The organism is Paludibacillus litoralis (genome assembly GCF_037646705.1).
Classification (GTDB): Bacteria; Pseudomonadota; Alphaproteobacteria; order Rhodobacterales; family Rhodobacteraceae; genus Pikeienuella; species Pikeienuella litoralis.
The window spans coordinates 208,102-220,808 of sequence record NZ_JBBHER010000004.1; the positions used below are offsets into that span (position 1 = coordinate 208,102).

At 63.3% G+C, this 12,707-nt stretch carries 10 protein-coding genes and 1 pseudogene; 6 read left to right on the plus strand and 5 right to left on the minus strand.

Annotation, left to right across the window (positions count from 1 at the left end; translation table 11 throughout):
* The first annotated feature begins 27 nt into the window (after nt 1-27).
* The 6 genes and pseudogenes from WG921_RS07835 to WG921_RS07860 all read left to right on the plus strand — a co-directional run.
* Nucleotides 28-2,445: a hypothetical protein gene (locus WG921_RS07835; RefSeq protein ID WP_340108656.1), complete on the plus strand. Its 2,418-nt coding sequence runs from the start codon at nt 28-30 to the stop codon at nt 2,443-2,445.
* The gene (locus WG921_RS07840; protein WP_340108657.1) at nt 2,442-3,776 is read left to right on the plus strand and encodes a hypothetical protein; all 1,335 of its coding nucleotides are present in this window, start codon (nt 2,442-2,444) and stop codon (nt 3,774-3,776) included. The genes WG921_RS07835 and WG921_RS07840 overlap by 4 nt, the downstream gene beginning before the upstream one ends.
* A 439-nt stretch (nt 3,777-4,215) precedes the next feature.
* Nucleotides 4,216-4,365: a hypothetical protein gene (locus WG921_RS17925; protein WP_461786846.1), complete on the plus strand. Its 150-nt coding sequence runs from the start codon at nt 4,216-4,218 to the stop codon at nt 4,363-4,365.
* Nucleotides 4,366-4,872: 507 nt separating this feature from the next.
* Nucleotides 4,873-6,474 carry a GMC family oxidoreductase gene (locus WG921_RS07850; RefSeq protein WP_340108658.1) on the plus strand — a complete coding sequence of 534 codons (1,602 nt, stop codon included), beginning with the start codon at nt 4,873-4,875 and terminating at the stop codon, nt 6,472-6,474.
* Nucleotides 6,474-6,971 carry a hypothetical protein gene (locus WG921_RS07855; RefSeq protein WP_340108659.1) on the plus strand — a complete coding sequence of 166 codons (498 nt, stop codon included), beginning with the start codon at nt 6,474-6,476 and terminating at the stop codon, nt 6,969-6,971. Before WG921_RS07850 ends, WG921_RS07855 begins: the two co-directional genes overlap by 1 nt.
* A gap of 170 nt (nt 6,972-7,141) precedes the next feature.
* A pseudogene (locus WG921_RS07860) lies at nt 7,142-7,315 on the plus strand (IS3 family transposase); the annotation flags it as partial.
* Nucleotides 7,316-7,362: 47 nt separating this feature from the next.
* Here WG921_RS07860 and WG921_RS07865 read toward each other — a convergent pair.
* From WG921_RS07865 to WG921_RS07885, 5 genes are all read right to left on the minus strand, one after another.
* Entirely contained in the window at nt 7,363-7,521 is a 159-nt protein-coding gene (locus WG921_RS07865) for a hypothetical protein (protein ID WP_340108660.1), read from the minus strand.
* Nucleotides 7,522-7,593: 72 nt separating this feature from the next.
* Nucleotides 7,594-9,009, minus strand: a complete 1,416-nt coding sequence (locus WG921_RS07870) for a hypothetical protein (RefSeq protein ID WP_340108661.1) — start codon at nt 9,007-9,009, stop codon at nt 7,594-7,596.
* A gap of 8 nt (nt 9,010-9,017) precedes the next feature.
* Nucleotides 9,018-9,437, minus strand: coding sequence for a hypothetical protein (locus tag WG921_RS07875; protein WP_340108662.1), 420 nt, complete (start codon nt 9,435-9,437; stop codon nt 9,018-9,020).
* A 69-nt stretch (nt 9,438-9,506) separates the two neighbouring features.
* Complete coding sequence (locus WG921_RS07880) at nt 9,507-10,685, minus strand: YncE family protein (protein ID WP_340108663.1); 1,179 nt, start codon at nt 10,683-10,685, stop codon at nt 9,507-9,509.
* A gap of 918 nt (nt 10,686-11,603) precedes the next feature.
* Nucleotides 11,604-12,449, minus strand: coding sequence for a helix-turn-helix domain-containing protein (locus WG921_RS07885; protein ID WP_340108665.1), 846 nt, complete (start codon nt 12,447-12,449; stop codon nt 11,604-11,606).
* Nucleotides 12,450-12,707: the final 258 nt, after the last annotated feature.

Genomic DNA, 12,707 nt, shown 5'->3' on the forward strand with positions numbered 1-12,707 from the left:
CCGGCATTGTAGATTGGAACGCATCCCATGACTTCGATGGATCTCGGACTTCTCATCCAGCAGTTCGAACACGACAAGCTGGTGCCGCCCTCGCCGCTGGTCAAAACAACAGGCCTGCCCGAGGGAAGCGCCCTGATGACGATGGCCGATCTTGAGATCGACCTCGCCAAGGCCCTCGATGAGGCCGAGAATGGGAATTTCGACGAACTCGACATTTTTGCCGATACGGTCAATTTTCCGGCGAAATTCAACCGTCGGCTCGACCGGTCCGTCCGGCGGGTCACCATCGTCTCCCGAAGAATGGCGGCCAACGGTCCGGCGATCCTGCGCATGTCGCATGAGGGGGCGGACACCGGCAGCGTCATCCGGATCGTCGCCGCCGAAATCGACGCGGACATCAACCTCTTCGGCGGACCGCGGGGCAAGGACGCCTATGACCTGAGCCAGGCCGTCGAGACCGACGGCCCGCCGAGCTTTGTCTATTTCGGCTGGCGCGACGGGGCGATGGCGGTGCGGTCGGTCCGGGTGCCGCCCGGGCTTTTGACCCATGGCGCGCCGCTGCATCTGGTTCTGTCCACGCAATTCGATCTGGCCGCCGCGATCCTCGGCGCGCCGCTTCCCGGCGCGGATGAGCTGCGGCTCTGTCACGACACGCTGGGATGGATCAACCGCTGGTCCGGCGTCGACACGGAATTCGGCGAGCTGACGCGGTCGGCCGAGGCGCTTCGGTCGCTGATCCCGGCGCCGACCGACAGCGGGGTCATGCGGCCGATGCCCGTCCTTGGGGCCGACCGCTATATCGACCTCGCCGAGGCGCATAGCCGGGCGATGTCGACGATGGAGGACACGCTGCGCAGCATCGACAGCGAGGTCGATATCTCGACTATGGTCGGCAGCCTCGTCACCGCCTTCGCCGACCGGGACACGATCGACCTCGACACCCTGCTCGCCCGGCGCGACGATCTGGAAAAGCGGCTGGCTGACCAGATCGATGCGCTCGATGCGGCCTCGCGAACCATCGCGAAGGATCAGTTCGATGCTGAACTCGCCTCGCTTCAGCTCGAGCTGCAGAACAACCTCGCCACGATCAAGCGGAGCGTGAAGCTGGCCTTTGATATCGCCTTTGCGATCGTGGCCATCGCGGGGTCGGCGGCGGCCCTCTGCGTCGGCGTCCCGCCGAACCCGGCCGCGCTGACCGATCAGGGCGTGAAGGGCGTTCAGGGCGTGGGCGACATGTTCACCGAGGCCAAGCAGCTCGGCGCATCGATCACCGACGTCAAATCGGCGCTGACGGCGCTGCTCAAATACTTCGTGATCCCGATCAACTGGGCCCGGCACAATTCCGACGTGCTGTCGAAATTCGCCGATCCGGCCAAGAGCGTGCTGCATTCGGCCCTGCCCGTCCTGAACAACCCGGCCCGCGGGTTGGAACGGATGAGCGCCGAAAAGATGGCCAGGACCGTGGCCGAGCTTGGCGATGCGATGCGGGGCCTGTCGGACTATCCACAGGCCGAAGAGACCAAGGCCGCCTGGACCATCCTCGAGACCGAAATGGTCAACATGCTCGGTCTCGTCATCAACGATCCCGACAGCGAGTCCGAGATCAAGACGGCCGCAAACAACTACAAGACCGCGGTCCAGAAGGTCTGCGTGCACGGCCGCCTGCTGGCCGAACAGATGGCGGCCAAGATCTCGATCGCCCGCCAGCTCGCCGCCCTCAAGCTCGAATGGATCGCCATCGTCAGCAAGCGTCAGCGGCTCGAAACCCTGACCCGGACCATTGGCGATGCGACCGAAATGCGCAAGCAGCTGCGCTCGGAGGCGCTGTTGCGCGCCGAAGGGGCCGCCCGCGGCTTTTTCGTTGCAACCTACGGCGCCCGCGCGGCGCAGATCTATGAGACCTCGCGCCCGCTCAAGAGCCGGGTCGTCAAGGCGCGCGCAACCGCCGCAATGGCGACCGCGCTCGCCGATTTCAAGACCGAATACCAATCCGCCCTGGCCGTGAGCGCGCGCGAACGCGGCGCCTTCGAGCGCGAGCTCGTCATCGACGACAAGGCGCTGATGGAAAGCCTCTCCGCCGGCAACCCGATCCTCTTTGATCTCGACAGCGAAAATGCCGATTTCGCCGCCTTCAATCGGGTCCGCCTCAGCAGGGTCGAGGCCTGGGCCGGGCTTGTCCAGCCAACCCCGCAAAGGATCGCTGTCCGGATCGTCAGCGGTCGGACGTTTCGCGACCGGGGCAAGTCCGGGATCGAAACGATCTTTTCGGACCCGCTCTCGCTCCGGTTCGAACATCAGGACAACCGGATCAATTTTGTTCAGACCCTGACCGAGGCGCTTCCGACCCCTTTCACCCGCTGGGTTATCGAGCTTCTTGAGCCGAGCCCTCTGCCCGGGCCTGTCCACGATCTGCGGCTGGTGTTCAAGGGGTGGGCCGCAACATGAGGGGGCGCTCATCGGTCCGGCTCCTCGCCCTCTGCGCCGCCCTGGTCGCGGGAGCGGCCGAGGCGCGAACCTGCCGGCCGGAGGCCGCCGCGGCCACGGCCACGGCCCCGATAACGGCCGATATCTGGAGCGACGCGGCCGACTTCGCCTACCGGACCGGGGTCGACCTCGAAAGCACGGTCGGGGCCATGCTTCTGGTGCGCCGGCTGCGCAACACCGGGGGCTGGGCCGCGCTGCGGCCAGCGATGCGGGACTGGCCGCAAACCGAGGGCGCGCTCAACACCTCTGCGCGCGACGACCTTCTAAGCCTCACCGATGTGATTGCGGAGCTGCAAACGCTCTGCGATCAGCTCGACGCGCTGGCCCTCGATCCCGATCCGACTTTCGATCCGGCCGCCTGGTCGCTCAAGGCGGCCCGGCTTGAGGACCTTCTCGACGGGGCGATCGCGCGAACCGGCCCGCGGGTCGACGCCTTGATCGCGGCGAGAGATCTGATCGCAGCCGCGTCCGCCGACTATGCGCGAGGGGGGTATCCGGCCAATCCGGACGTTCGGATCGGGCCGGACATCGGGGCGGTTGCGGCGGGCGTCGGCGCAGCCGCGGGGCGATGGCGGGCGCTTTTGTCCGATCTGCGGAACGCCCGGCGGATCCTGCCCGTGACGCCCGAGATCGGGTCCGAGCGGCCACTTGTCGCGATGACGGCCGCACTGACCGAGCTCACCCGGGTCGTGGCCGAAGTTCAGGGTCTGACCGCCCAGCGGCTCACGCGCGAGGCCGCGCAGCGCTATGCCTCGGGCGATTATCTCTACGACGCCTGCCCGATGATCGTGGATGGACAGTGGTACCGGCTCGAAAGCAGGTACTGGTCTGACAAGCTGGGCCAGATGGCGACCCTCGGCGGGCAGGTGCAGCTGGCCTGGGTCGGCGCGACATTGCGCAACCTGGGCGGCCAAATGGCGCTGACTTCGCGCATCCAGAGGAAGGACATGCAAGTGATGGAGCGATGGCAGTTCAACCGGATCGGCGGCGGGTACTGGCTGATCCGCAACGGGGGCGCCACGCCCGGCGCAGCAGCCCTCGACGTTGATAATAATCCGGCAAAGTCCTATCCGCTCGCCCTGACCGACACGGAAGGCGGCTCCCCCAGATTAAGCGGCCAATACTGGCGCTGCGGCGTGACTCGTCGGCCCGGGGCGATCCGCCTCTTCAACTATTTCCTTTCCGAAGCGCGATCGATCGACACATTCGGCGACCTCGCCGAGCCGATCATGTCCGAGACCGGCAATTTCGCCGCCCAGTTCTGGATCGTCCATCCTGCGCCGGCGCCGTGAGTATGAATCGATCTCGATCTGCGGCGGAGAATGAGGGCCGTCAGGAGGCGGCCCCCCAGGCCGCGCGCCCCGAATGAACCGGCCCGGGCCGCGCCTCCCTCTGTCCATCGGTTTGGGCCAAGTCCGTGGCCCTCATCCGCCGTCTTTCGGTCGCGGACCCCCACCATCTGAACCTGAGAGATAGGGGCGGCGCACGATATCGCCGCGATGAGATGCAGGGGCGAGAGCGCGTAATGATGATCAAACGGGACCGCAACCGGGACACCCCGAGGCGCCGTCAGGACTTCACGAGCTCGTTCGTCTGATCGGGCCCCGGCGCGCGGACTTCATCAGGGCCAACGGTCACATGCGCCGCGCATATGTCTGACGTCAGCACGTTCGGGACAGATGTGAGGGTTTTGGCGCCGGAAGATTTCTAGCTCATCGTAACTTTTATGGGGTGAAGATAGACAAGACATCCGGAACATCGAAGGCCGCAGCAGAAAAGCTCGTCAAGACCATCCGCCGCAAGACGTTGGACCGGCTCACCCACCATTGCGACATCGTCGAGACCGGCAACGAGATCTGGCGCTTCAAGAACCGAGCCTGATCCTCACCGACCCGCCTCAAGACGGGCGCCCAAGGGGTTCCTTTCGCAAGCCGATCCAGAGCCCCAGTTCGGCGCCGATTGACATCCCGCCCATACGGGACAGGTCATTCTCCGCATATACGACTTTCCGGACGAGATCTCCCGATCTCGATTTCAGAGCGGCGCGCGAATGGGAATGGATATCGACCTCACAAGCCGATTGAGCAACCTTTCGTCTGGAAATGCTGCGCCGCCATGATCACGCATCCTGGCGTTGTGATCACGCGTCCTGTCGCTCCCACTTGATGAAGGCCTTGCTGTCGGCGGCCCATCCGCCACATCGCAAGGTATTGTTTTGTTTGACCGAGTTTCGAGGCGGAAACTGCGACAATATCAGCACCTTGCCGCGAAAGAAGATATCCCTTCTAATGGCGGCAGATGGCGTCTGCGTGGTGGAGAACGTCGCCCAGTTGAAATGGGCGGTCGCATCCCGCGCGAGACGTCTGAGCGCGAGCAAGTCGAAAACATATGATCATCGACGGCCGCATAAACGGCGTAACGCCCGATTCTTCCTATGACGTTCTGATTGTCGGCGGCGGCCCGGCCGGCATCACGCTTGCGACCGAACTTGCGGAGACCGGCGCGAGAATCGCTCTGCTCGAAAGTGGTGGCGACGAGTTCGATGCGGCTACGCAGGAACTCAATGACGGCGCCGTCGAGGGCAATGATGGCGAGCTGGACCTGACTGCGGTCCGGTTGCGTATGTTTGGCGGCACTTCGAACCACTGGAGCGGCCGTTGCGTGCCCCTCGATCCGGTGGATTTTTCACGTGGGCCTGGAAACGGCCTCTCTGGCTGGCCGATAGGGCGCGCAGAGCTCGATCCATTCTACGCGCGCGCGCATGAGTATTGCGATTTGGGCTCTTACGAGTATGACCTCGAAAAGCTCGTTTCCCTTCCCGAAGAGAGCTTTCTTTTCCCCCATCACCCCGACATCGAGACGGGGATCGTTCGGCAAAGCCCGCCGACCCGCTTTGGCGACAAATACAAGGACAGTCTCGCCGCGGCGACGAACGTCCACGTCTGGTTCTGGGTGAACGCCACGCATCTGGATTTCGGTCCTGATGGGGCGCTTGACGGCGTCGAAACCTCGACGTTGACCGGCGTATTCCGGCGGTTCACCGCGCGCCGGATCGTGCTCGCCGGCGGCGCCATCGAGACGGCGCGACTGCTTATGATCTCCAATCTGCGCGCCGGAACGGCGTATGGCGACGCTGGGGGTCTGCTCGGCCGATGCTATATGGATCATCCGTCAGGACGCGCGGCCTTCCTGCACTTCCTCGAGCCGCTGGGCGAGAAAGTTTACTGGGCGGATTTGAAGAACCGCCAGCCGGACGGCGTCCCTCTCCACTTCATCTTGCGGCTCTCAGACCGATTCATCGCGGAAAAAAACCTCGCCAACGCGCAATTTTACGTCACCCCTGTCGCGGAGTCGGACGCAGCCCAGATCCGCCGAAGGGATGCCCACCACAGCTTCAAGGCGCTCAAGCGGATTGTGAAATGGACGATCGGCCGCGATGTCGGCGCTCGTTTCTCGCTCGCGAAGGAATATTGCGATTTCATCACAAACGCCGATTCCTTCCTCGCCGAACAAATCACGCCTGCGCCTCAGGAAGGCGTGAGCCGCGCGCTCCTGAAATATGAAGCGGAGCAGAAGCCTCAACGCTCAAGCTATGTCGAGCTCGGCGATACGGTGGATCAACTGGGGCAACCATTGCCGGTCCTGCGATGGGCGCCGACCCAGGACGACATCGACTCGATCATCGAAAGCGTGACCTGGATCGGCCGCTTCTGCGGTGAGACGGGCCTGGCGCGCCTTCAGATTGAAGATAATGCGGATGAGCCATATTGGGGGATGACCACGGCCGCGCATCAGCTCGGCGTCACCCGGATGGCGAAAAAGGAGACGAGTGGCGTCGTGGACCCTCAGTGCCGGGTCTTCGGCACCAGGTCACTTTACATAGCCGGCGGCGGCGTATTTCCGACATCCGGAAGGGCGAACCCCACGCTGACGATCGTGGCGCTCTCTATCCGACTGGCGGATCATCTCAAAGGCGCCTTGAGGGTGTGATGGCGCGCGCATTCATTCATCGTCGCGAAGTCCTCGCTCTCGCCGGCGGCCTCGGCCTTCTCGCGGCCGGGGCCGCTGGCGGCGTGATCGCCTGCCGGAGAGCCGCCGAGGACAGAGTTGTCATGGACGGCGTTCGGCGGCTCTTCGCGGCGATCGTCGACATCGTCGAGCCCGAAACGGTGGGGGCCGCCTACGCCGCGGGCCATGCTCGCGAAGACGTCATGCGACAGCTCGCCGGCAAGGACCGCCTGCTCGCGGCCGCCGGGGTTCTCTGCGATGAGAGCCGGCGGGCCGAGTTGCGTGAAAGTTTCCGCGAAGATTTTTGCGCCGGAGATGTGCTGGTCGCCGACCGCTGGGTCGTCTCTCGTTCCGAATGCATTATCACCAGCCTCTGGGTGCGCTCTCCGGGTGAAGCGAGGACCGCACTGAGCCAATCGCCTTCCGGGGTCTCATCCATTGGCGGCCCAGCGGCGGGGGGAGCAAGGGTGCAAGGCTGATTCATGTCGTCCAAGATGCGGACCGGCGCGCCGCGGGACCCCCAATCAGCGCCGAAGTGGAGCCCCAGTCGAAAGCCGAGATCCGCTGCAAACCCGCGATGTTACGGGGAAAGGTTGGGGGCCCGATTGGGAGCCTAAGAGGGGTTCCGCTGCGTGCCGATCCACACTCGTCGATCAAATGTACAGAGCGGCGGGGCGAAGCCGGTATCGAGCCCTCTGTCGGCGGCGTTGGGGACAGCTATGCCAACGCTCCGGCCGAGACAATCAACGGCTTGTTCAAAGCCGAGGTCATTCACCGCCGCGGCCCATGGCGCAATTTCAAAGCCGTGGAGCACCCAACGCTTCTGGAAACCGGGGGCATTGCCGCGCAACCAATTGAAATCAGCCTCCGCTAAACCCGGCGCGGTTCTGACAGCACCTTCGGTTGGGCGCCGAGATGGCTCAGATTGCGCCAACGGCGGGCAATGCCGACCTTGGGATGCTGCGAGGCCGACCGCAAAAGCGGCGCGATTTGCGCATATTTCGCATTGCGGAATTCGCCGGTGATCATATCCGAAACCAGATATCCGGCCCTCGAAAGATACGATCCATGAACATGGCGGGAGTCTGTCAGCTCTGTTTTCTACTTCGTGATCGGTTGCGAAAGTATCCAGAGGCTCATCATGGTCAAACAGACCATCCCGACCATCATTGGAAGCTGCGATGCCGATGCCGAGCGAGCCTCCCCGAAATAGATCAGAGCCCGGCGGTGGCCAATCAACACAGACAGGCCATGCCCGAGGATAAGGGCGAAGAAGCCTATCCACCAGACATGGCGGGCGCCAATGACGCTGATATCTATGCTGCGATCCGCAGCGCCGACGAGGTCCCACCCCAAACCGAACGGGTCTGAAGCCGCGGGCGCCGCCAACTGACCCGCTATCATCAAATAGGAGACATAGTGCGACAGATGATATGCGATCGCGATCGGCAGCAGCGCGCCCGAAAAATTTGCAGCGACGCTGCGGGTCCGACCATCATCGCCCGCCGCCTTGCGCATCGCCCAGGATAAAAGCCAATAGGCTGCGAGGAACGCCGCAATCGTCGTGATGAGGCCGGCAAATCGGATCAGCTTCAGCAGGTCGACGCCTTGCTCGCGCAGGAACAGCAGAAGGCTGCGCAGGCTTTGCGATTGACTGATATGGTCCAGGACTGCGGCCCAAGCCGGCGTTTCGGAAAACCCGTCGAAAAGTACAGTGCCTATCAACACACAGACGAGGGCCGTTTCGCCCTTGATCGGTTGGCGCCCGCCAAGCAGACCCTCGCCAGGCAGGCCGATTGTCAGTGTGGATGCCGCCGTCGGCCGGAAGACGGCCATCCGGCCAACAAGATCGAACACCCTTCCGAGCGGGTCGGCGACCCGGAACCAGGCCATGCCGAAGCGGGACGCGCAGAGCAGCGTGACAAAGAGGTAAGACGAAATGAGGACGCCAACCGCTTTCGGGTCTTCGGATCGGTCCGAGATAAGTTCAACCCATGCGAGAGCCAGAAGACCCGCCGGCGCGATATACCCGGCCACGGGCGGCAGTTCGCTTGCCGAGGCCTCCGGATCACGGCCGAAAAGACGGCAAAACACGGTGAAGACGCCGCGAAACGGATCGATTGCGGGCCATGTCGGCGCCACCAACGCAGAAAACAACAAATAACCCACCCACCAAATGACCCAGACAAAGATTGTGGCCAGATTGTCGGCGGCGGACGGCGGCCCAAATGCTGCGGCGCCGAGCAACACCGCCAGGACCACAATGCCTGTGATACGCAGCGAAATGGCCGCCAACGCTGTCAACGCCGGGGGCAGAGGAATGTTGATCGCGACAGTCGTTGTCCTGCCCTGCCGCAAGAACACCAATGCGGCGACGAAAGATGCGGCGACCGCCACTCCCGCGGCTCCAAGGTAGAAATGCAGCGGCAATGGCAGATCGTACCGTGCGCCAAAGGCATGCGCGGAAGCGGCGCTCGCCTTTAGAAAAAACGGCGCCCCGAGGATCGCGGGACACATGCGCCCGATCATTCGGGAAGAATCTCGATATAGGCCAGCGTCTTTTCGGCGCGGCCCAGCAGATCATCGGCGCCGTGCGAGGCGATCGGGAACCGCCCCGCATGCACGGCGTGGAATGTCATCACAGCAACGGTTTGCGGCCCGGCTCTGGCCGTCAGATCATAGCCGTGAAGGTGAAGCTCGGTCGGCTCGGACGTGGTCAAATGCAATTGCACGTTGCCGCCGAGGGGAACCGAAATAACCTCGGCGACCCCTGTCAGTCGGCGTTCGATGACGATGCCGTCAAAGGCGTCCTGGTCTTGAGCCGATTCAGCGGCGGCGGTGTGATCGCGCCCCGTGCCGTGCGCGCTGGCGAATGAGGCCAGGAATGCGGTCGCCAGCGCAATCACCAGCGCGCTGCTCCGCGCGGCAAACCATTCGGACTGCATGAGCCTGCTCCATGGTTTGTTGCAAAACAGCTGAGAGGGGTGACGGGTTTCCGCCACCCCCTTCACCTGTCAATGGCCTGCGAGATCGTTCCATTCTGGCAGCAACACCAGCGAGTTGGGATTGAATCCCGCATTCTTCAGCGTGTTCATCGTGGAGACGACCGACCCGCTTTCAAGCTCCACAATCGAGACAGACCCGTCGCTCATATCAGGAAGGTTCAGAAACGAATTCTGAACATAGGCTCGCTTGAAATCCGGAGTGAAGCCGACATGATGCGCGCCGTCCGCGGTCTCGATAGACCTCAACAACCTGGGATGTGTCGGACCTTCGGAGGTGTCGAAGACGTGCAGATACCCTGGTTTCATGGCCGTGGTCACGAACATCCGGTCGCCGGCGCCGTTGAAGTATATCTCCAGCGGCACCGCAGCGCCCACCGTCGTGAAATCAAAGATTTTCTCGGCCGTGAACTCCTCGCTTCCGGCGTCCCAGACCAGGGCCCAAAGCGCGTGGCCAAACATGTTGGTCACGATCGCCGTCGGTGTTTCGGCGTTGGGGGCGAAGACAACTTCAACCGGGGCCACACCGGATGGAGATCCTTTTTCTGACATTTTTATCTGGCTCAACGGCTCCAGCGTGCTCGCCTTTACGACAGAAACGACTTCCTGTGGCCCAGTCAGGTCTGGCGTGATCGTGCTGGTGACCAGAATTCTGTCGATATCGGTGTTTATGGCCAGACCGTGCGGGTAAGTGCCCGGCAACGGGATTTCTCCTATTATCGCGTCGGTTGAAACCTCGCCCACGACAACTTTCGCCGACCCCATGCAGGTCAAGTACCAACGGTCGTTCGCCTCGTCGAAAACCACGTCTTCAGCCACCACGCAGTCGGGCGTTTCAATCACCGACATACGATACGGGTTCCTGGTCAATTCGATCATTCTGAGCGCGGGCGGTTGGAATCCGGTCACGTAGGCCTTTGTCATTGACCGGTCGTAGAAGATATGGTGCGTGATCGACGAAGCCTCGATAGGGATGTCCGATATGACCATGCCGTAATTGGCGCTATCCGGATCGACATCGACGATCGCGATGCCCTCGCGCCTCGGCGTCTCGCCCGACAGTTTCAGGCTTTTCAGTTGCTCCGCCGGCTTGCTCTCGTAATTCATCATCGCCAAGACCTCGGCGGACGCCGGACCGATTGCGCCAGCGATGGCGAGGATCGCTGGAATCCAAGTGCCTCTGCATGTCATGCCGACCTCCCATCAAGAATTCGATTGAAATAGCGTTTCGCGCGACATCGAGTTGCGGTGGACATGCGGCTAAATATCGCATTTTCTGGTACTTTTTTCAATCATCGTGACTCGTCCGTCTCGGCGGCGCCCCTCGGATTCAACGTTCGGCGCGCGATATCGGGATGTGTCCAACTCTCGAGGCCAACTCTCACAGTCACGGCCAAAGGCTCCATGCCGGGAGGGTTCACGATGAGCCGCAAGCGGCGCCAGATAGTCGCGCCGGTCGGCAGAGCCGCAGGCTCAGGCGCCCGCCATCCGATCGCCTCGAGCCGGCCACCTGCCGCCATGTCGATGTTGAAGGACCAGGGCGAGAAGGCCCGGACGTGTCCCCAGGCCGCGACGCCGGACGGACTGCGCGCCGCTCATCTCGATCTCCTGCGCCATGTCCGGTTGGTTGAACGCCCGAATTCAAAATGGTCAGGCCGTTGAATCCGTCGTCTCTTCACCTCGTCGCGAATCCGCACGGCGACGGCCCATGAGAATGGCGTTCGAGGCCTGCGTCGCAGGATGGCCCGTTCGACGTCGTTCTCTCCACTTTCGACGTCATGTTCACCGCCGATCACCACGCCGCCGCGCGAACTTGTGCGAGCGTCGCGCCCGGGCGGTCGTATCGGCCTTGCGAACTGGACCCCAGACGGGGTCATCGGCCGGCTTTTCGCCACAATCGGCAAACACGCCGCGCCGCCGTCCTGGGCGACGCCCTGGCGAACGACAGGCTGAGCGCCAGGGTGCGCGGAGCGCGCCGATCGCGTAGGGCTGATTGGTGAGTAGTCGAGGGAGTGAGCGGCGTCTCTCCATATCAGGGCTGCAAAACCTTTTATTGCCGTTCCGAAGACGTGGATGGGCGACGCCGGGCCTGAAGCGCCTGCGGCGCCATCAGAAGCTCTGCGCTTCAGGCCCGGCGTCGCCCACGAAACACTGATGGCGATATTGCGATGGCGTGACCCCGGTAAACCGGCGGAAGGCGCGCGTGAAGTGTTGCGGGCTCACGTAGCCCGCCATCATGGCGACATCGATGACCTTCATGGCGGGGTCGTTGAGGCCCGTGAACGCAAGCGCAAAGCGCGTATCCTGGAGTATCTGCGAATAGGTGCTTCCGCACAGTTTGAGCCTTCGCTGCAATGTCCGCGTGCTCATTCCCGCCATTTCGGCCGCGAAGGCGATATCGGGGCTTCCGTCGTTCAGGTAGGGCTGGACCATCATCCGCAGGAGGGTGACGAAGGCCCACGGCGCCGAAAGATCGTCCTGCTCATCTCCCGGCGCCGAGGAGACCAGCGGATTGTTTGCAGACGCGATCGCTTCGGGCGTCGGGCGGGCGAGAGCCGCGCGCCCGACGGTGACGGATGCGTGCGGCTGGCCAACCAGAACGCGCGTGTCGGGAAACGCCGCGTGGACCGCCTCGGTCGGAGGGCTGCGCGACGCGAAGCAGATTTCGCGTGGGCTCCATGACGGTCCCGCGACGCTGCTCACGACCGAAATGACCGCCTGCAGGTTCAGCCATTCGGCGAGACACACGAAAGGGTGGCGCCCCAACCCCGCCATGTCGCAGATGACGCGCGCATCGGCGCCCTCTCGCCGGATGCTCATCTCCAGAGCGCTGTCCTCGAACCGCGACACTGCGGCGAGGGCCTCCAGACGCTTCAGGCCGGTCTGCGCGGTGATGATGGCCGCCTGCTGGCCGGGGCGCAACGAGGACAGAGAGGCCTTCCGTGCGCCAAGCACCCCCAAATTCCATGGGTTGAAGGTCGCGCCCGGTCCGCGCGATCCACTCCAGCGCCACGGGAATGCTGACATAGAGATCCGGCGTCGCTTCGATGTGCTGCGGCAATTTCGAACGCGCAAGCTCATGATCGACCGGCGCGCCTATCTCGCGCAGCACCGATATGTAGTCGTTCAGATGTGTCGCCCTGACGAGCGCAAGTCTGCCGGCCAAGTGCTGTCCCCAGGCTCGCCCGCCCGAAATTTGGCGCGCATTGGTCA